Below are 19,834 nucleotides of genomic sequence, written 5' to 3'. Positions count from 1 at the left end.
TGACATGGAACTCTATTACAAAATATTAACTAATGTGTCGGACGTTTAATACAGGATGTCCAATTGATCTGGTAATTAAAGCTCCCCCCAACCGAATCTCAAGGAGCATCCGAGAGGTTATTAGTGGGCAGATTGCTCACAGCCCGCTGAAGAGACGAAAGTCCCAGGTTGTAGGTAACAATTGCCGACAATCGGTTTCTCTCAGCCCTAGTCAAATCAGTTTCCGCCTGAATCACATCCGTCTGAGTACCCACACCAGCTTGAAACCGCAGTCTCGCCAGACGCAGAGCTTCCCTCGACTGCAAAACCCCCGCCTCAGAAGTTTCGATATTCTCAAAACTCGACTCTAAGCCAAAATAAGCTTGTTCCACTTCCCGGCGCACCTGATTGCGGAGTTGGTCAAATCGACTTTCGGCGATCGTAATATCCGCATCCCGCTGTTTTACCCTCGCGTTCGCCGCGCCCCCATCGAAGATACTCCAAGTCAGACTCGCCCGGATCGAATAACCATCGGCCCAGCCGCGAGCAGTATACGGATCGGGGTTATCAGGGTCTTGTCCCAGTACGTTGTAACTACCCCCAACACTCAGTTGAGGCAAACGCCCCGCCTGAATCGATCGCCTCTGCTGCTTGCTGATATCCCTCTGCACCAACTGCTGTTCCAACTCGGGGCGATTCTTAAAAGCCTGCACGATACTCTCTTCCAAAGACAGCCTCCAAGAGCCCGCTTGTTCTACAGGATCTGCCGCTGTCAAGTTCGCCGACTGGCTGATATTCAAAATCTCAGCCAGTCGCCGCTGGGCAACCCGCTGATCCCGGCGGGCCACTGACAGTTGTTGCACTTCGTTAGCCAAATTTGCCTGAGCTTGCAACACAGCAAACCGGGTTCCCACCCCTGCCCGTTCTAGGGCTTCGGCATCCCGCAAACTTTGCTGGGCATTTCTGACGGAAGCTTGGCGGATGGCAACTTGTCCGTCCGCGTTTTGCAAGGTGTAGTAAGCCTCAGCAGTGTCGAAGCGGAGTTCCTCGGCTTGGCGTTCCACATCCAATTCCCGAAGGCGCAACTGTTCCTCTGCCGCGCGGATGTTAGCCCGTCGCCTTCCGAACAAATCGATGTCATAGCTCAACTGCAAAGTGCTGTTGAGACTGTTGTTGCCGAAATTTGTGCCGGCTTGCTCGGCGGGCTGCCCGGTTCGGTTAGCCAGAGCGTTGAGGCGGCGCTGCCCAGCCCGGATTCCGAGTTCTCCGCCGGCCGTCACAGAGCGGCTGGCGTCCATTTGAAAATTTAGGTCGGGATAAAGAGCAGCTTGCTGTTCGCGCAAAGCTGCTCTGCTTTGTTCCACTTGCTGTCCGGCGATTTGCAAAACTTGGCTGTTGCGGCGGGCGAGGTCGATCGCCTGCTGCAAGGTAATTGACTCAGTTTGCTCGATCCTGACATCCTCCGGGTTTGTCGGAAACAGCAGCGGATTCGGGTTGGGTTCCAGGGAAGTCGGAGGCTTGGTGTCTAAAATGCCCCTCGGAGGGACAGGGGGGAAACTTTCGTTCGGAGTGCCCCGGAGAATTGGTACTGGGGAACTGGGCACAGGAACATTGTTGGGAGGGTTCGGGGAAGGCTGCTGAGTCTGTGTCGGTTCCAACCCTCTTAGAGGCGTCGAACCGGCCTGAGACAGAGTTGATGGGGAAGCCGGAGCAGCCTGTTGAGGCTTTGATGCTTGCTCCGGCCCGGCTGGGGGGTTAAGGGCGATCGACTGTTCGGCCTCTGACGCTGATTCTGCCGCTTTGTTCGAGGTCGATCGAACATTCTGCCCTAATTCGAGCTGATTGCTAAGGGCCAAACTGTCCTGAGATTGAGTCGGAGACTGTGCTGAAGCACTCTGTGCGGCGTTGCCCAAAGTAATTGCAGCGCCCACTCCGACTACGATGATTTGACGAAAAACACGCATAATTTTTTAATTACTCTGCAATCCTAGAGACAATTTTAGAGCAAGATTGAGGTCTCAAGTTTCTAGTCTGTAGCCTGAACTCGACGGTTACAAGTCAGAATTACCCTACTCATCTTAGCTTTTGAATGTTCGATTCTAAATTTAGAATTCAACCTCAGCAGTTGCCAGACCGATCGCCGCCGAGATTAGTTCCTCTACTCCGCTCACCGGCAAAATCCGGGTTTTCAGCGAGCTGGCGAGCTGTTCGACGGTCATGTCATCGAGAAAACGCGGTTCCCCCTGTTTTAGCATCACCGACGGCAGCAGGATGCCATCTCCCAAGTCTCGCCCCTGCAAAGCTTCGAGTAAATCTTGCCCGGTGAGTAAACCCGTGACAGTGATAGTTTGTCCCCAGTAGTGGCTGCACAGTGCTGCCATGTTGACGGACAAGCCGGGAATTTGGTTTAGTTGTTGTACGATCGGCTCAAAAGCTTTTTCGACAGCATTCCCCACCACCCAAACTAACTTGCGATCGGGCTCGACTGGCATCGGTTGCAGCTTCTCGAAAGCCGTTTCAAACTGCTGGATAAACTGGCGAATCGAACCCACACCGTTACCAATTTGGGGATAATCTTCGTAATCAGCAGCCGACGGCAAATCTAAACCCGCGATTAAAAACCACTCGTCAGCCAGCCAAATACAGCGCGATTTTGAATTCTGCTTTTTCCCTTTTTTGCCACCTTTTCCTGTACTCAAAAGCCCTTGAATTTTCTGCACTTGCTCGATTACTTCTCGCGCTTTTTCCGCCGTTACTGCGATTAGTTCATCTTCGGGAGGGCGAAAGCGAGTTAAACCCACCGGCACTACAGCCACCGATGCGACAGCGGGAATACTTCCAGTATGAAACTTTGCCAAATCTAACAAAGTACGTTCTAAATGTTCGCCATCATTAATACCAGGACAAACAACTACTTGAGCGTGAATTTGCAAGCGGCGTTCTTGAAACCACTTGATTTGCTCTAAAATCTGGCCAGCCCGGAGATTTTTTAACAGTCTAATTCGCACTTCCGGTTCGGTAGCGTGCACGGAAACATAAAGAGGAGAAAGCCGCATTTTTTCGATTCTGTCCCACTCTTTTTGAGTCAGATTTGTGAGAGTGAGATAGCTACCATAAAGAAAACTAAGTCGGTAGTCATCATCTTTGAGATACAAAGTTTCGCGCTTTCCCGGAGGCTGTTGGTCAATAAAGCAAAAAGGGCAGCGATTGTTGCACTGAATTAGTCCATCGAAGAGAGCAGTTTCAAATTCCAATCCCAAGTCTTCGTCATACTCTTTTTCTATTTCTAACTTGTGAGTTTTGCCTTTAGTGTCTAATACTTCTAATTCTAAAAATTCATCGGCGCACAGGAATTGATAGTCAATCAAGTCGCGGGGTTTTTGACCGTTGACGGCGACGATTGAGTCTCCGGGTTCAAATCCCATTTCGGCGCAGATGCTGTCGGGGATAACTTTGGTGATTAGGGCGGGTCGGGTTGATAAGTCGCTCATGATTTCGGGATTAATTATTGGGTTAGATTGAGTTTTGTAGAGTTTCTTGAGGTTTTTATGTGTAAAAACAACCCTCGTACTATCTCTTATTCACCTGTCTCAATTCTACAGGTTTAGTTTAGTTGAAAATGCTGAAGGCGAGTAAGAAGGGGTTTACATACATCAGCGACTTGCGGTATTCTAGATTAGATAGTGTATTGTACAGCATCTGCGACACAATTATAAGTTAACTTTAAAAAATAAATGGTAGAGCTATAGCAAGTCTATTTTAGTCGTGAATGTAGAACAACCTGAAACGCTTGTGATGATTGAATCGATTGTTTACAAATCAAATGGTTTTGCTATATGAATGATTATATCGATTTTTACTGTGAGCGGCTCATTCCTGGTTTATGGAGCGAGCCACTGAATGCTATTTCCAATGTGTCTTTCATTATTGCAGCATGGGCTATTTGGCAATTAGCTCAGCGACACCACAGAATATCACCTGGTATTTGGATACTGATTGCTTTAGCCACCAGTATTGGTATCGGAAGTTTCCTGTTTCATACATTTGCAACGCGATGGGCAAATTTACTAGATGTGATTCCTATTCTGCTCTTTCAGCTTTGTTTTATATGGCTTTACAGTCGTCGGGTAGTTAGGATGAATTCAGGATATGCAGGAGTATTACTTGCAGCATTCTTTTTTGTTAGCGATTTTAGCAAGCAATTTATAAATCTTCTCAATGGTTCTCTTTCGTATGCTCCTGCATTTTTGGTTTTGCTCGGACTAGGACTGTATCACTATCGACAGCAAAAGCGCGAACCATTCATTCTATTAGCAGCAACAGGTGTTTTCCTATTAGCCCTTGCATTCCGTACTATCGATCGGGCAATTTGCCCTTTGTTTTCACCAGGGACTCATTTCTTCTGGCACCTTTTTAATGGTGTTTTGCTGTACCTGTCAGCAAGAAGCCTGCTCTTAAATTGGTCAGAGCGAGTAAAAACTTAAAACTCAAAGTAATATATCGCGCATACTGACTCTCAGGTTCCTACGATCGCACACCACAAACTCAGCATCAGGCATAAACTCGCTAAATGTTGTGGAATCAAAGATTTAATTGAGCGCTTGGCAATTTTTTGAGTTACAAATATTGTAACTAATAATGATACAATCAAAGTTAAACCTTGCAAGAAACTAATCACCGCTGGATCGGCAATAAAACTCGGTAAATCGTCTCTAATTTGTCCGAAAGTGGCCAAAGTTACGGGAATCACTCGACCGCCTTCCTGCAAACCCAATCGCCAATAGTGAGCCAAACTACCGCCCCAAACTAAGGGTAAATAACCGTAGGCGAGAGAGACAAATGAGAGGGGTTTGTAGGTTGTAAATGGCATGGTTTCTGCTTGTCCCAATCGATAAATTGCCTGCATGATTGCGTAGGCAATTAGGGGAATCATCGGCGGGATAATTAACACTGCGATCGATAGTCCTAAATGAGGTAAAAATTGCTCTAAATTGATGCCCAGCCCCAACCAACTATTTATCTCCGGCAAGCGATGCAGATAAATACCGCCTAATAATAGAAATAACAGGGCAACTTCATAACTGTGAGGAACGTGGGTAGTCCATAATTCGATGCCGGGAGGGCGCAGATTTAATTCTACCGATCGATGCGGACAAGCTTTCAAGCAAGTCATGCACAACACGCAATCTTTATTATCGGTTAACTGGGCGGGATGGGAATAAATCGGACAGCCATTAGTAGTTAATCCTTCCCCCAAGCCGGGGCCGCCTTTGTAACATTGGTAGGTGCTGCATTCCGCCGCGCAGGTCCCTTGTTGGGCGCGAAGTTCGATAATTGAGAGTTTAGCAAATAATCCATTCATTCCCCCGATCGGGCATAAATAACGACACCAAAATCGCCTCTCGAAGATTAGGGAAAAAATTACCGCTCCGGCGGTGATGAGCAACAACAAACAACTGGATAAATAGGCGGTATTTTCTAAATTCCACAACTCTTCCCACAGAAATATCAGAGTAAATAGTCCAAATAGAAGCCAGCCACCCCATTTTTCGGCTTGTTGGCGCGGCCATTTATTGAGAGTTCGAGGGAAAATTTTTAGCGATAATTTTTGGACGATTTCCCCATAAATCATAAAAGGGCAAAAAGCACACCACAATCGCCCGATGATGGGGAATAATAATAAAATTAACGGCCACCACCACGCCCAAAAGATATTTAGGGCAAAATTATGTTGTCGATCTTGGGGAGCAACAAACAGGATAATTACCACCAATGCAAACACCCAGGTGGTAAACCAATAATTCACGCGATCGGGATACCAATCGCTCCGTAAAAATTGCCGAAATTTTGGATAAATATTTAATAAATTCAGCCGAAACTTTTGTTTCTTCGCCGCCTGGGCCCAAAAGACTTCTTCCGTTAATACCTGACTCCCCTGTGCTTGAACTAAGGCGCGATCGACCATTCCCTGCAATTCCTGCAAATTACCTGGAAAATCGTAGGCTTGTAAGCGGCGAATTGCTTCCGGTGTAACTTGGGGCTTACCTAATTTCTTTTGGCGACCAATGATATTGAGATAATAGTTGACTTGTGCCTCTAAATCTGCTTTTCGCACCCGCAAGGATGGGACTTTAATCTTGTGTTGTGTCAGCTTATCTAGTTTGGGCTGCACAATTTCTGAGATTAAAATTATCCGGGCCTTACTAGAACGCGGTGGTCGCGGTATTTGTCCTTCCTTGACAACTGGCGTATAGGTTCCCTCGGTTAATAATTGCTGAATTTGGGGGCATAATTGAGCGGGTAATTCTTGCACGTCATTTAAAATTAACGTCCCTTCTCCCAACCATTCCAACAGCCCCGGTTTGCCGCCCAACCGCCCGAATAATTCCGCTCCATTGCTCTGAAGTAAAGCACTTTTAATCTGAATAATTGGCTCGTTGCGGCGATGGGAACCGAAATGAATTAAAGCAGCTAAATTATCCTTTTCTAAACCGGGTTCGCCAGAGATTAATACCGATCGGCTGTCACTCGATGCCGTGCGAATTTGTTGGCGCAATTTCACTGCATAACGACTATTGCCAATGACTCCTCGTTTCGCCCTAGGTACTAGATAGCTTCGGAGGGCATTTTGACGCTCTCGTTCGTAGGCAATTTCTGCTTCTAGCTGCTCTAATTTCGCCGCCAAACGTTGAGCGTAGGCTTCGGCGATCCGTGGATATCTTTCTAGCAAACCACGCCAGCGATCGGCACTAATTACCCAAAATTGACACTCTGTCCGAGCAATAATTCGACTATCCGCAGGTTGCGATCGATGAAGGGCCGATAAATTGACGATCGCCCCCGGCAATAAACTACTCCCCCACATTAATCCCGGTTGTTTGCGGCGGTAGCGATCGGCTTGTCCCCGTTCTAAAATATAGAGATTAGTGACAGGCGTATCTTCAATTACCACTCGAAATCCGGCAGGAAAAGTTGCCATTTCCATTTCACGCGCGATCGCCTGTAAAATCTCGCGGGATAATATGCCTAATTCGGTGCTCGATTCGAGCCAGTTAACTAATGTTTCGGTAGACATCGCTTAGCGTCGGCGAAAGCCGAATCGTGGTGGTTGGTGTAGGATATATATTTTTGTGCTACATCAATATTAACTGCTGGGAACGACTAGCATTTTGAGTTTGAGTGTGGTGTTAATTTTCTGTCTTCAGCATAGCCGATCGACACTCCCCGCTCTAATATATTTTTTCTGCACGTCCTCCTGCAATCCGCACCTCAAAAGTTATTCCAGGTAGCTGAGGCTGCCATCCAAGTTGCACTGCTTGCCTTATCCATTGTGCTACATCAGAGGGTGTTACTGGTTTCACTTCGTTAATATCCACCAAACATTGAGGATGAGGTCGATCGGTGAGGATAACTAACACCGAACCCTGTTTTTCAGCGTGTTCGACACCAACATGAATATTTCCGCCAGCGAAGCATGATTGTGTATAAGTAGCTTGTCTTCGGATTAGCCAGATGAAAGCCTCCTCATCAACAATTATTTTTCTTGTTCCTTTTTTCGGTATTGACATAGTTTGCTAAGCTCGTTATCGTAAAGGTAAAAATCGTACTTGCGCTTCCCATTCTCCTTCCAGACTGCACTCAGCTATTACCAAAATTTCCTCGATCGCCAAACCTACGGAAACACGACGACTTACTTCAAATAACCCTGGCATCTCAAGACCTGCTTGCATTCGTTCGGAGGCGAAGTTGGTCATCGTTGCTACATCGCTGGAACGCGGACAATATCAACGTCGGGATTCCGCCGCAGAATACCTCGGACAATCTGATTGTTAAAGTTCTCGTCTGCCAAGAATCGCAGCATATAATACTACCTTTTTTGGTCGCGTCTTGCTAATAGGCGATCGCGTATTCCAACTGGGTTAAAATGCCTTTCTGCTTCCTGCTGAAATTCTGCGACAAGACGTTGAAGTTCCATCAGATAAGCGTTAACTTCGGATTAATGTCGCAAGTAGTAGCCGAGCGCAAAATAAATATCGGAAAGTTGGAGAGACGGGTACTGTTCCCTAATTTCTTCTGCTGTGCATCCTTCAAGAAAAGCTGTAATCATCGTATCTAGGGTGACGCGGGTTCTGCTAACGCGAATCACACCGTTTGCATCAGCCACCAGCAAAATTGGTTCAGCCGTAGTAACAAGTAGCATTTTGAGATTGATGGCAGTGTTAGTTTTCTCTCTTTAGCTTAGCAGTTTGCTAAAGTAGATCGCCTTTACAATCAGGATAAGTTCTGGGTTGTGAATTTAGCTTTGCTGTGAGAGGATGTATCAAAAATATGTATTTATGAAACTCAAAATTTTGACGGGTTCCTGACAGGCTGAGGATCGGGAATTAAATAATTTACACAAGTTTGTGGGGAGTAGGGGTTGGGCGGGACGCCCATCCCACAAGAACCATCACGCATTGTAAGTTATTTAATTCTCATTCCTTAGTTGTTTCTGCCAGCACAACACCGCTCTTTTGTCAACCCAGACGTGCGGGAAATAATTGCTTTTGTTGCGATCCTCTTCCATACATCAGCACTGGGATTATGAACGGAGAAGCCGTTTAAAATCTGATACTATTGTTCCACAATTCCGGGAGTGATAAAGAAGGACATCGCTACACCAATGCTAGCAGCAGGAACCAGCCTAATTAGCGCTAATTAGGCATTTTGGCGCTCACTATATTCGGGCATTCTACATCCTTCACGGCGACGCTCACTTTGAGTTAAAAGCTAACAGCTTGTCAGCTATTAATCAGCTTTTTATGAACGGGATCTCCGGCCCGTTCCACAAGAAAATTTACTTTTTGTGGAACAGGCATCTTACCTGTTCTTGTTTTGTGGAACAGGCCTTTTACCTGTCCTTGTAATTATAACAACCTAGGCATTTTTCACTGCCCCACCTGCGATCGCCGTTAAAATGGCTACGCCAAAAGCCAACCTGTACCACACAAACACCCACGTATTTTGAGTTTGCAGGAACTTCATCAGCCACGTGATCGACAAATAAGAAAACACAAATGCCGAAATCGTTCCCACTATCAAAGCTGCAACTCCAGCATCGCCAATTCCTTCTCCCAAAGCACCCTTCAATTCCACTAATCCAGCCAGAGTAATTGCCGGAATTCCCAATAAAAAAGAAAACCGCGCGGCCGCAGGTCTTTCCAATCCCACAAACAATCCTGCTGTTAGGGTAGAACCCGATCGCGAACACCCCGGAATCAATGCGATTGCTTGAGCTAATCCCATCAAAATACCGTCTTGAACAGTTAACTTTTCATAAGTGCGATGGCGGTTGCCAATTTTTTCAGCTATTGCTAACAGCAGCGACATGACGATCGAAGCAATGCCGATGCTCGTCAAACTCCTGAGTGGCGAGTGGTCAAAATCTGGAACCAATGCCTTGATTAGCAGCCCAAAAAAGACTATAGGTATTGTTCCCAAAACAAGTGCCAGCGCCAGTTGAAACTCTTGCGATTTGTAGTCGCGCCGCACCACGGCATCTACAGCACCAAAAGTTATAGTTGTCAAGTCTTGCCAGAAATACCATAGCACTGCGACAATACTTCCCAACTGAATAACAGCAGTATAAGCAACCCCCGCATCGCCCCATCCAAGGGCGATCGGCACTACCTTTAAATGAGCGCTGCTGCTGATGGGCAAAAACTCTGTTAATCCTTGTACAATTCCTAAAACAAGAGCCTGCACCAGATTGATTTGAGCCGGCCCGGAAACATCAGCAGCCGGCGTTTGGGCGAGGAGTGCGTCAAGCAAAGCTATCATTAGTTGTAAATTCCCAGTTGTCAGTTTCTAGTAATCAGTTGAATTTAATATCTTGCACCCTTCTGGGAAGCTAGAAGCCCACCCCACCACAAATAAATTTTATTGTGGCGCGGACTGGAACAGTCCGCCCCTGAAAAGCCGATCGCAAATAGTGATATTCTGCCTGTAGAATCGCCTTGTCGATCGCCACTATCAGCAATTTATGATCGTCGAGCCGAAACTACTTTAACCTACTCAACAACATTTGCCTACATTTTGCTGATAAACTTAGGAAAGTTTTTGCATTTGATTTCGGTTTCCTTACAGCAACTGCCCACAACCTATGATATTTCCTGAGAACAAAAATTCAATTGTTACGGCTGCTTCTGGAATCCGCTGGCTGAGGCGAATCTTGTCGGCCAGTCTTGTAACGGTGGCGATCGCACTTAGCTTCGTACTGCTAAGCGGCACCCCACCAGCCTTGGCAACTCTCACCGACGATCGTTATGACGGTACAATTTTTGCCCTCTACGCCGGCAACGGTTCCCTAGTTCCTCCTAAAGTCAAACTCACAGATTCTTTCAAACGAAATAAACCCGTATTGTTAGTGTTTTACACTGACGACAGCAGCGACTCCAAGCAATACGCGATCGTCGTCTCTCAACTCCAGGAATTTTACGGGCGCGAAGCCGATTTTATGCCCATAACAATTGACTCTTTGCCTCCGCAACCGTCACCAGAAATCACCGAACCAAGCCATTATTACGAAGGTTTTGTACCTCAAACCGTAATCCTAGACCAATCGGGGAAAGTAGTTTTTAATGAGAAAGGACAAATACCGTTTGAACAGGTAGATGATGCTTTTCGGAAAGTATTTGACTTGCTGCCCAGAGAAAAATCAATCCCCCTCAAACGCCGTGTTGTGAACGAACTCAACGTCGAATTGTCGAAGTAAAATATTGCAATAAGAGGACACGGTATTGCCGTGCCCATACCCGGATTAATTGTATGGAAACTGCACTGCCGTGTCCTGATTCTGGGTAAAATTAATTCCAATAGTATCGGATTTGATATAACAGCGATTAAATCAATTCAATATCAAAAATGCAGCCAGTAATCAAAGTTTTATTAATGGCAGTTTTGACTGTGTTGTTAGTTTTAGAAACAGCAGAAATCGGGCGATCGATAATTAGCGCTTTTCCTGACAGCAATTCCCGCAAACCTTTAGCTTTAAATCAATATACAGGCGTCGCCTATCTCGATTCGGCTTCCTGTACTGGTTCGCTGCTAACGGGAGGGTTGTACCTTCTCACGGCGGCCCACTGTCTGAATGAAGGCGGAGTTAAGGTTTCTGCTGAAACGGCAATTAAAGCAATTTTTAAATTGCCTAGGGGTGAAGTTAGCATCCCCGTTAGCAAATATTATATCCATCCGGGCTGGACTGGTTACGAATCGGAAGTTGGCAACGATATTGCTATTTTAAAGCTGAAAAGGATCGCGCCGCCAAGGATCGAACAGTACGAGATAAATAGAAACAAAAATGAAGTCGGGAAAGTATTGACAAAAGTTGGATACGGGTATATAGGTTTAGGTGCAAAGGGACAAGATGAAAATTCTAATTCTGAGGCGAAAAGATATAGCGGACAGAATCGGTATGATGCTTTAATTGATGTTTTGAAAGATGCTACAGAATCAGATATGTCGGAATTGGTTTTGGGAAGTCAATTAATCTTTGATTTTGATGCGGGAACTAGCGAACACGATGCTTTGGGGAGGCATTTTCCAAGATTGCGCGATCGAGGTTTGGGGAAAAATGAGATCGCTACGGCTAGCGGAGATTCCGGCGGGCCTTCGTTTGTCGAGGGCAAGATTGCGGGGATTAGTTCTTGGGGTTATAGCGATCGGGGATTTTTCAAAACAAACATCGCCGATATTGATAAAATTGAGGACAATGGCAGTTTCGGGGAAATTTCCGGCGACACGCGGGTATCGTTTTATGCTAATTGGATTGACAAAATGACCCAAAATCCATCCTAGGAATTTTTAAAATTTTTACTAAATAAAAAGCTTAGCGCCTTAACGCCACGCTGCCAACAATTAATAAGTTTTATCAATTATATCACGATCGTTTCAATCCCTCAAGTGTCAGGCAAAATAGATCAGAACCGTTTAACTTCAAATCATGACCAAAACCTTAATTCCCGTAATTCTCGCCGGCGGTAAAGGCGAACGTTTCTGGCCACTGAGTCGCAAACAGCGACCCAAGCAGTTTTTGAGTCTCGACGGTAGCGGCAAGAGTTTGCTGCAAGCAACTGCCGATCGACTATTAACATTAGGTAACGGTTGGGACGATTTGTGGGTAGTAACGTCGGAAATGTTGGCTGCGGGGGTTCGCGAACAGTTGCCGCTGTTACCTCCGGAGAATTTGCTGGCGGAACCGGAGGGTCGGGATACGGCGCCGGCTGTGGCCTGGACTGCTATAGAAACTGGCAAGCGTTACGGTGAGGATGCGGTTGTTGGTTTTTTCCCCGCGGATCACTGGATTGGGGAACCACAGGAGTTTGTCAAGACTTTGGAGGCGGCGGCCGAGTTGGCGAAAAATCAGGATGCGATCGCCACTTTGGGAGTAAAACCGAGTTATGCTTCCACCGGCTACGGCTACATCGAACAAGGTCAGGAAATTGGCAGTTTTGGGGGTTTTCCGGCCTATCGGGTGGCGAGGTTTACGGAAAAGCCCGATCGCACAACTGCGGAAGAATTTGTAGCCAGCGGCAAGTTTAGTTGGAACGGTGGAATTTTTGTATTTCGAGTCGGAACTGTCTTGACAGAATTGCGAAATCATGTACCGGAAATGATGGCAGCTTTGGAAGCAAAAGGCGCGCAGGCTTACTCGGAATTACCCAAAATTAGCATCGATTACGCACTGATGGAGAAGACGCAAAAAGCCTGTGTTCTGCCCGTAGGGTTTAGCTGGGACGATTTGGGAGATTGGAATGCGATCGGTCGTTTGCTGCAAGGAGACAAGCCGAATGTGGAGTTAGCAAAACACGTCGGAATTGATACGAAAGGTGGCATTTTTTATGCAGCGGATGAGAACGAAGTAATTGTCACCATTGGTTTAGAAGATGTGGTAGTTGTCAGAGATGGCAATGTGACTTTGATTGTGAAAAAAGATAGAACGCAGGAGATTAAACAGGTGATTAAAGTGTTGGGAGAAGATGAGAAGTTGAAAGATTTATTGTAACTAATTCTGTAGGGTACGCAGTGCGTACCTTACCGCTACCAACAGTTTTGCTATTCAGTTTTTGCGTCCAGGAATGTTACATAATTTCTGCTAAATCTAAGACAAAACCTGGCAGTACCTCTTCCCCTGATAGAGTGCGAGGATTTTGGATAATTTCAACATCTTGACCGGGGCGATAAATTTCAACACGCTGATTTTGCCTGTCAATTAACCAACCCAATTTAGCACCGTTATCTATATATTCTTGCATTTTCTCTTGAAGTTTCTTCAAGGAATCAGTCCGAGAACGCAACTCAACAACAAAATCGGGACACAAAGGAGCAAAACTGTCTTTTTGTTCCGGTGTTAAAGCATCCCAGCGTTCTTTTTTGACCCAAGAGGCATCAGGAGAGCGATCGGCACCATTGGGGAGTGTAAAGCCTCCAGAAGAGTCGAAAACTACTCCCAGTTTAGTTTCATGGTTCCAGACTCGGAGTTGAGATGTTAAATCGGCATTACGCCTGCTAGTTTCACTGCCTGTCGGTGGCATAATAATTAATTCCCCGGAAGCTGTACGTTCAAATTGATAATCGCGGTTGTGCTGACAAAGCTGAAAAAATTGCTCGTCAGTTAAGTTGATGGATAATTCGATCGAGTTGGTAGGAAATTGGATGGTAATCATGTCTCTTATACGGTTTTAAACACATTTAAAATCGGGTTATTTAATAACTTACTCATTCCAGTATTTGACACAAGTTTTCAAGTTTTCAAGTAAATAAATTTAATTATAAAAATATCATGTCTGCTTTAACAGTATATTACCATGAGGATTAATGCCACGGCCAAAGACCGATCGCCCCACCCCCCAAAACTCTCACGCCCATTCCCACCCTTTTCCCCAAGTTATTCCCCAAGACACTGGTCAGCCCGGTCAACAGCGCTATCCTAGTAGTTATATAGCCCTTAAACCCGATCGACCCGGAGGCCCCTTGTTTAGCCTAGTTCAAAACACTTCTCGCAAAGGAGAAATTCTAGAGGTCGTCTTCCGCAACGGTTGGGACTACATGAAAAGCCTCCTAACCGGCCGCAAAACCGACGCACCCAGTCTCCCGACTCCAGCAGTTCTCCGCAATATCCTCGTCGAATTAGGCCCAGTATTTGTCAAATTGGGTCAATTGCTGAGCACCCGTCCCGACCTTTTACCCGCCAGCTACATCGAAACTCTCTCCACGCTACAAGCGGAAGTGCCGCCCGTACCGTGGTCGCAAGTAGAAGCAATCGTCCGCCAGGAACTCACACAATCTCTCGAAAATACCTTCGCTAAATTTAACACTCAAGCCGTCGCTGCAGGTTCGATCGCCCAAACCCACAAAGCTACTTTAAAAGACGGTCGCGAAGTCGCCCTCAAAGTTCAGCGCCCCGGTATTGAGATTGTCATCGAACAAGACATCGCCGTGCTCCGAGGTTTGGCAGAACTTGTCATGCTCACAGACTTCGGTCAACAATACGATATTGTCGCCCTAGCAGAAGAATTTGCGATCGCCCTGCGTGCAGAACTCGACTTCATTCAAGAAGCCAGCTACACAGACGAACTGCGCCGCAATTTATCTAAAAGTAAATGGTTTGACCCCACACAAGTTGTCCTACCAGAAATTAACTGGGAGTTGACTACAAAAAAACTCTTAGTAATGGAGTGGCTGAACGGAGTCCCAATTTTGTTAGGCGATTTGCAAGGAATTCGCCACAAAGGAGATATAAATGCCGAACGCGAAGAAATTACAACGCTGCTTTGCCGCGTTTTCTTCCAGCAGTTATATATCGACGGATTCTTTCACGCCGACCCGCATCCCGGCAATTTATTTTATCTCAAAGACGGCCGGATAGCTTTGCTGGACTGCGGCATGGTCGGCCGATTAGACCCGCGAACTCAGCAGAATTTGACAGAAATGTTGCTGGCAATTGTCGATTTAGACGCTCAGCGCTGCGCTCAATTAACTTTAGAAATGGCCGAATTTGCTCAGCCGACAAGTTTAGTTAATCTAGAGAACGATTTAGCTCGAATGCTCCGCAAGTATTACAATGTGAGCTTGTCGCAAATGAACTTGTCGGAAATTTTTTATGAGGTGCTGGAAATCACCCGCAAAAATAAAATTCGGTTGCCCAGCAATCTCGGTTTGTATGCAAAAACTCTAGCTAATTTGGAAGGACTGGCGCGCTCTTTTAATCCCCGATTTAATATTGTAGAGCAGGTTAAACCGCTGATGACCGATATGTTTCGGCGTCAGTTATTAGGAGATGATCCGATCCAAGCTCTGCTGAGAACTGCCCTGGATCTCAAAAGCTTATCTTTGCAATCTCCGCGACAGGTGGAAGTGCTTTTAGACCGAGTTACTTCCGAAACTTTGAAGTGGAACTTGACACTAAAAGAACTCGATCCGCTACGCCGCACTCTGGGGGATTCTGCGAACCGACTTTCTTTTAGTATTGTCGTGGGTTCGCTGATTGTGGGGGCTGCAATTATTTCTTCTAACGCACAAACTCCTCAGCTATCTTTTCTGAGCACGGGTTTGTTTGGGGCGGCGAGTTTTTTGGGTTTGTGGTTAGTTATTAGCATTATGCGATCCGGCCGTTTGCGGAGTTAATTGTCAAGGAGAAATAGGGAAAATCATGAGATATATAGCCTTTCTCAATTTTCGTGAGGTACACAGGCGACCAATTCCCGATCGGATTGCCATTCGCAGAGATATCTTGAATTTATCGGCATTAATCTGTGTTTATCTGCCTTAATCTGCGGTTTTCCTATCTACCGCACTGTTGCCAAGAAAAGCTATAGCATCCTCAACTATTAAGCAACATCTCTGACTTAAGATAGGCGATCGCCCGCAGCCGCTAAGTCTAAGCTAGAAATTGTTCCATAAACCTAATTGAGGAAAAAAAGATGAGCAGCGGTCACGCCAGCCATAAAGGCTCTTCCACAAAACCCAATACCAACACTAACGGTCAAATTACATCCCCTGAAGACCAACCCGCTGACCCGCTAAATCAAGAAACATCCGGTTATCCGTTCCATAACGAAGCAATGGAAAATCCTGTTGCCACCGCGCGACCCGACGAAGAGGCTGAGTCTGGCGAAGAACAGGAATAGTTATATCGATTAAATTGTCATCGATATGCTATCTGCGACGCGGTTGATTAGATGTTTGAGAAAAATCAGGTTTGTACTAATTACATCTTGCACTTCCATAGTCCGCCAGGGATTAGAATCTTCGGCGGACTATTTGGGCAGGTTCAGTAGTACCTCATATCAAATTCGTTGACATCGGAATTATTATCTCTCTCTTCTCTTTCTCTGTGTCCTCTGTGCCCTCTGTGGTTTAATCATTCCGATACAACCGGAATTGATATCACAGCTTCATAACCAAGGACTAAAGTCCTTACTACAAAACTATTTAACCTCTAAAATTCAAGTTAGGAATTATTGAGAAATGAGCGAGATTAACCAACTATTTCAAAAAGACAAATTGCCGGAATTGGGGTTAGTCTGCATTACAACATCCAATGAAGTTCGCTTTCGCACTGTCACGCGGAAACGACTTTTACAGCTTTCGGAAACTGAACAAGAAACTGTATTGCTCGAGCTTTATACAGACAACTTAAAGCGCCTTGACAAAGCGATCGACTTCTGTTCCGTTAATCAGATTAAGCTCTACCGCATGACTTCTGCACTGTTCCCTTTTGCAGATACAGATTTGGGGGAAGCAGTGCTACACTCCATGACTGAGGAATTGTGGACTACGGGCGATCGCGCAATTTCCCTCAACATCCGTTTGGTACTTCACCCGGATCAATTTGTAGTCCTCAGTTCCGACAAGTCTGATGTCGTTGCAAATAGCATTAAAATTCTCGCGACTCATGCTTTAATTTTAGATATGTTGGGACAGCCCCGATCGCCCCTGGCACTGATGAACATTCACGGCGGCAAGAGCGATCGCATTTCGCAGCTCAAATCAGTCATCCGCGATTTACCCGAATCAATTCGATCGCGCTTAACCTTTGAAAATGACGAATACGCTTACAGTTCCTCGGAAATTTTAGAAGTTTGTCTCGATACCGGCGTACCAATGGTTTTTGACGCCCACCACCACGTCATTCACGAACATTTAGAAACTTACGACGATCCCAGCGTTGCCGAAATGCTCGCAGCAGCCCGCACAACTTGGTCTGTTCCTGAATGGCAATTAGTACACATATCGAATGGCAGAGAATTTTTTGCCGATCCGCGCCACAGTGATTTAATTACAGAAATGCCTAATTGCTATTATCAGGCTCCTTGGATTGAAGTAGAAGCTAAATTTAAAGAATTAGCGATTGAAAAGTTGCGCGCCGAATGGTTGTCTGGGAATGTTCCACAATTTAGCAATGTCTCGTAGGGTGGGGTTTTACAAACCATCTTTGCCTAACACCAATAATCTCGAAAACCGCCCGGTCCAACGGTAAATCGCAATCTACCTTTTTGTTAATACCAATTATAAATTATGTGCGGACGATACACTTTAACTACTTCAGGTGAAATCATCGCCGAATTCTTCAAACTGTCGGCAGTTCCCGATATCAAACCGCGATACAATATCGCCCCAACTCAATCAGTTGCCACAGTAACAGTTGAACCAGAAAAAATGCAGCGAGAGTTTCAATTTATGCGCTGGGGTTTGATTCCAAGTTGGGCAAAAGACATGAAAATAGGCAGTCGCATGATTAACGCGCGATCGGAAACCGTAGCCGAAAAACCTGCTTTTCGCAGCGCCATCAAGCACAGGCGATGTTTGATAGTCGCTGACGGTTTCTACGAATGGCAACAGCAGGGAAAGAACAAACAGCCTTACTATTTTCAAAAGGTAGACGGCGAACCTTTTGCTTTTGCCGGTTTGTGGGAAAATTGGGAATCTCCAGAAAATGAAAACATTGTATCTTGCTGTATAATTACTACCGCTGCTAACGAAACAGTGCAGCCGATGCACGATCGAATGCCTGTGATTCTCCCCGACAGCGATTGGGAACAGTGGCTCGATCCTGCTGTTAAAAATGCTCAGGAAGTTTTGCCATTGTTAAAACCGTATGCTTCCGAAGTGATGAAAGCAAAGGCGGTAAGTGCGATCGTCAACAGTCCAACTAGAGACAGTCCCGAATGTATTAGCGATCGGCAATAAATGATGGGAGCGGACAACACCGAGATAGTGTCAGTTATGATGTAAAATGATGTTTGAGTTGTAGCTTTGGTTTTCTAAGGATCAGTTTAACTCAGTTGTTATTTGCTCAAACATTTTTTTATCTTAACATCAGTTAGAGGACAAAAAATATGATTGGATACGTTACAGTCGGCACCAACAATCTTGAACGTGCAGCCAAGTTTTATGATACTTTGCTTGCGGAAATTGGCGCTCAACGATTCATGGAATTCGACCGATTTATCGCATGGAGCGTTTCTCCAGAGATGCCAGGATTTGCTGTTGCAAAACCCTTTGATGGCAACGAAGCAACTGTTGGTAATGGCGTAATGATCGCACTTCAAGTTGACAGTCCAGAAAAAGTCAACTTAGTTTATAACAAAGCGATCGAACTTGGCGCTAAGGATGAAGGAGCAGTGGGGTCAAGAGGCACGTTACCGGGGTTTTATGTGGGATATTTTCGGGATCTAGATGGGAATAAGCTGAACGTGTTTTGTATGACTGAGCCAAACACTTAAGATTTTTATTTTTCGTGAGGTTCGCCTAAAAAAAGCTATTTCCGATCGTTAGCTATTAGTTATCAATTCCCAAATAAGAGTTGATAACTAATAACTAATGGTTAATGACTAATAACTAAATTAACTGTCGTATATCCGCGCTTCAGCCGCCTCGGGATTTTCCTCGCAATACTCGTCAAAAGCCGTTTTTTCAAGCTTCATCGATCGCTGGTGAGAAGCCTCAGCCTGCATTTCCTCTACAATATCCCACGCTACCGCGCACTCTCTAGAGGTAGCGCCTTTCTCGGCACAGATAGTTCTGGCATCCGCGATCGCCTGTTCGATTTGTTCGTCAAATAAAATACTCTTCGGCTTCTCAAGAAAATCGCTTTTTGTCAAGATATCCGTGACCGAAATAATGCCCACTAGCTCGTCCTTAATCACCGGCGCCCGGCGGATGCGGGTATTCGCGAACAACCTAGCCACGTATTCCACGCCCAAGTCTGGATTCACCGTGATGCACGGTTTGGTCATAATCTCGAAGACGCGGACTTTTTTGGGGTCTACTCCGTAAGCTGCTACTTTATAGACAATATCCGTTTCGGTGACAATCCCGTAGGCGTCTTGTTCGTGGCGACGTTCCACAATTAAAGCGCGCAAACACAAATCGTTCATCATCGCCACCGCTTCAGCCACAGTTGCCGAACCGCGAATAGTAACAACATCTGTGGTCATAATATCTTGGGCTTTCATCATCATTTTTTATTCCTTCCTGCTGATAAACTCTACTACGTCCCGATTTGGGGCTGTCCATTTGATTTGCGATCATCATTAGGACTTACCCTCACAAACCCGGTTTCTACCAAAATTTTGGGTTTAGTAACGATAAATTCCGGGTTAGCAACCAGGTTTCTGAGAAATCGTGCATCGCAAACTAATCATAAAACCTTTAACGGCACTCGGAATGACAAGTTGCCTGAAACAGCCACTCGCTCCCCCGGAACCTCTGGAGTCCGCGATTTAGCGCTCCCTGGGGGCCCGCGTGCAATCGATCGAGCAAGAGTGAAGTATTGGGGCGATCCATCTTTGAGCTTGTTGGGATCAGATTTTCC

General features: G+C 45.8%; 18 protein-coding genes. 9 read left to right on the top strand and 9 right to left on the bottom strand.

Translation table 11 applies throughout. From position 1 onward, the window contains the following. Positions 1-98: 98 nt before the first annotated feature. On the bottom strand, positions 99-1,943 hold the full coding sequence (locus Q5691_RS06480; RefSeq protein WP_333210386.1) for a TolC family protein: 1,845 nt from the start codon (positions 1,941-1,943) through the stop codon (positions 99-101). A 141-nt stretch (positions 1,944-2,084) separates the two neighbouring features. After that, positions 2,085-3,470: a TIGR03279 family radical SAM protein gene (locus tag Q5691_RS06475; RefSeq protein WP_333344210.1), complete on the bottom strand. Its 1,386-nt coding sequence runs from the start codon at positions 3,468-3,470 to the stop codon at positions 2,085-2,087. Positions 3,471-3,815: 345 nt separating this feature from the next. Here Q5691_RS06475 and Q5691_RS06470 point away from each other — a divergent pair, with 345 nt between their 5' ends. Beyond that, the gene (locus tag Q5691_RS06470) at positions 3,816-4,463 is read left to right on the top strand and encodes a ceramidase domain-containing protein (RefSeq protein ID WP_333307631.1); all 648 of its coding nucleotides are present in this window, start codon (positions 3,816-3,818) and stop codon (positions 4,461-4,463) included. Positions 4,464-4,495: 32 nt separating this feature from the next. Here the strand turns inward: Q5691_RS06470 and Q5691_RS06465 are convergent, their stop codons facing one another. The 5 genes from Q5691_RS06465 to Q5691_RS06445 form a co-directional block, all read right to left on the bottom strand. Then, positions 4,496-7,054, bottom strand: a complete 2,559-nt coding sequence (locus Q5691_RS06465) for a sigma 54-interacting transcriptional regulator (RefSeq protein ID WP_333307633.1) — start codon at positions 7,052-7,054, stop codon at positions 4,496-4,498. Between the two features lie 154 nt (positions 7,055-7,208). Next, entirely contained in the window at positions 7,209-7,547 is a 339-nt protein-coding gene (locus Q5691_RS06460; RefSeq protein ID WP_333307636.1) for a hypothetical protein, read from the bottom strand. 15 nt (positions 7,548-7,562) lie between these two features. Next, a complete protein-coding gene (locus Q5691_RS06455) occupies positions 7,563-7,733 on the bottom strand; it encodes a hypothetical protein (protein ID WP_333307639.1) in 171 nt (56 codons plus the stop codon). Between the two features lie 242 nt (positions 7,734-7,975). Next, entirely contained in the window at positions 7,976-8,179 is a 204-nt protein-coding gene (locus Q5691_RS06450) for a DUF433 domain-containing protein (RefSeq protein ID WP_333344208.1), read from the bottom strand. 716 nt (positions 8,180-8,895) lie between these two features. Continuing rightward, positions 8,896-9,798: an undecaprenyl-diphosphate phosphatase gene (locus Q5691_RS06445; protein ID WP_333344206.1), complete on the bottom strand. Its 903-nt coding sequence runs from the start codon at positions 9,796-9,798 to the stop codon at positions 8,896-8,898. Positions 9,799-10,120: 322 nt separating this feature from the next. Between Q5691_RS06445 and Q5691_RS06440 the strand changes: the two genes are divergently transcribed. From Q5691_RS06440 to Q5691_RS06430, 3 genes are all read left to right on the top strand, one after another. Beyond that, positions 10,121-10,732 (top strand): thylakoid membrane photosystem I accumulation factor, encoded by a 612-nt coding sequence (locus Q5691_RS06440; RefSeq protein WP_333210377.1) that lies wholly within the window; start codon positions 10,121-10,123, stop codon positions 10,730-10,732. A gap of 149 nt (positions 10,733-10,881) precedes the next feature. Further along, positions 10,882-11,814: a trypsin-like serine protease gene (locus Q5691_RS06435; protein ID WP_333344205.1), complete on the top strand. Its 933-nt coding sequence runs from the start codon at positions 10,882-10,884 to the stop codon at positions 11,812-11,814. Positions 11,815-11,959: 145 nt separating this feature from the next. Beyond that, positions 11,960-13,021 (top strand): mannose-1-phosphate guanylyltransferase, encoded by a 1,062-nt coding sequence (locus Q5691_RS06430; RefSeq protein WP_333210373.1) that lies wholly within the window; start codon positions 11,960-11,962, stop codon positions 13,019-13,021. Between the two features lie 76 nt (positions 13,022-13,097). On the opposite strand, the gene Q5691_RS06425 is transcribed toward Q5691_RS06430, so the two are convergent. Then, on the bottom strand, positions 13,098-13,682 hold the full coding sequence (locus Q5691_RS06425; protein ID WP_333344204.1) for a Uma2 family endonuclease: 585 nt from the start codon (positions 13,680-13,682) through the stop codon (positions 13,098-13,100). A 307-nt stretch (positions 13,683-13,989) separates the two neighbouring features. On the opposite strand from Q5691_RS06425, the gene Q5691_RS06420 reads away from it, so the two are divergent. From Q5691_RS06420 to Q5691_RS06400, 5 genes are all read left to right on the top strand, one after another. Next, entirely contained in the window at positions 13,990-15,642 is a 1,653-nt protein-coding gene (locus Q5691_RS06420) for an AarF/ABC1/UbiB kinase family protein (RefSeq protein WP_333210455.1), read from the top strand. 296 nt (positions 15,643-15,938) lie between these two features. Beyond that, entirely contained in the window at positions 15,939-16,145 is a 207-nt protein-coding gene (locus Q5691_RS06415) for a hypothetical protein (RefSeq protein WP_333344203.1), read from the top strand. A gap of 340 nt (positions 16,146-16,485) precedes the next feature. Further along, complete coding sequence (gene uvsE / locus Q5691_RS06410) at positions 16,486-17,430, top strand: UV DNA damage repair endonuclease UvsE (protein WP_333210368.1); 945 nt, start codon at positions 16,486-16,488, stop codon at positions 17,428-17,430. Positions 17,431-17,535: 105 nt separating this feature from the next. Next, a complete protein-coding gene (locus Q5691_RS06405; protein ID WP_333210366.1) occupies positions 17,536-18,207 on the top strand; it encodes an SOS response-associated peptidase in 672 nt (223 codons plus the stop codon). Between the two features lie 149 nt (positions 18,208-18,356). After that, complete coding sequence (locus tag Q5691_RS06400) at positions 18,357-18,743, top strand: VOC family protein (protein WP_333210365.1); 387 nt, start codon at positions 18,357-18,359, stop codon at positions 18,741-18,743. 120 nt (positions 18,744-18,863) lie between these two features. Here the strand turns inward: Q5691_RS06400 and Q5691_RS06395 are convergent, their stop codons facing one another. Next, entirely contained in the window at positions 18,864-19,481 is a 618-nt protein-coding gene (locus Q5691_RS06395; protein ID WP_333083527.1) for a CP12 domain-containing protein, read from the bottom strand. Positions 19,482-19,834: the final 353 nt, after the last annotated feature.

The organism is Microcoleus sp. w1-18aA5 (assembly GCF_036701705.1).
GTDB lineage: Bacteria > Cyanobacteriota > Cyanobacteriia > Cyanobacteriales > Microcoleaceae > Microcoleus.
This window is presented reverse-complemented; position numbering and strand designations above follow the sequence as displayed.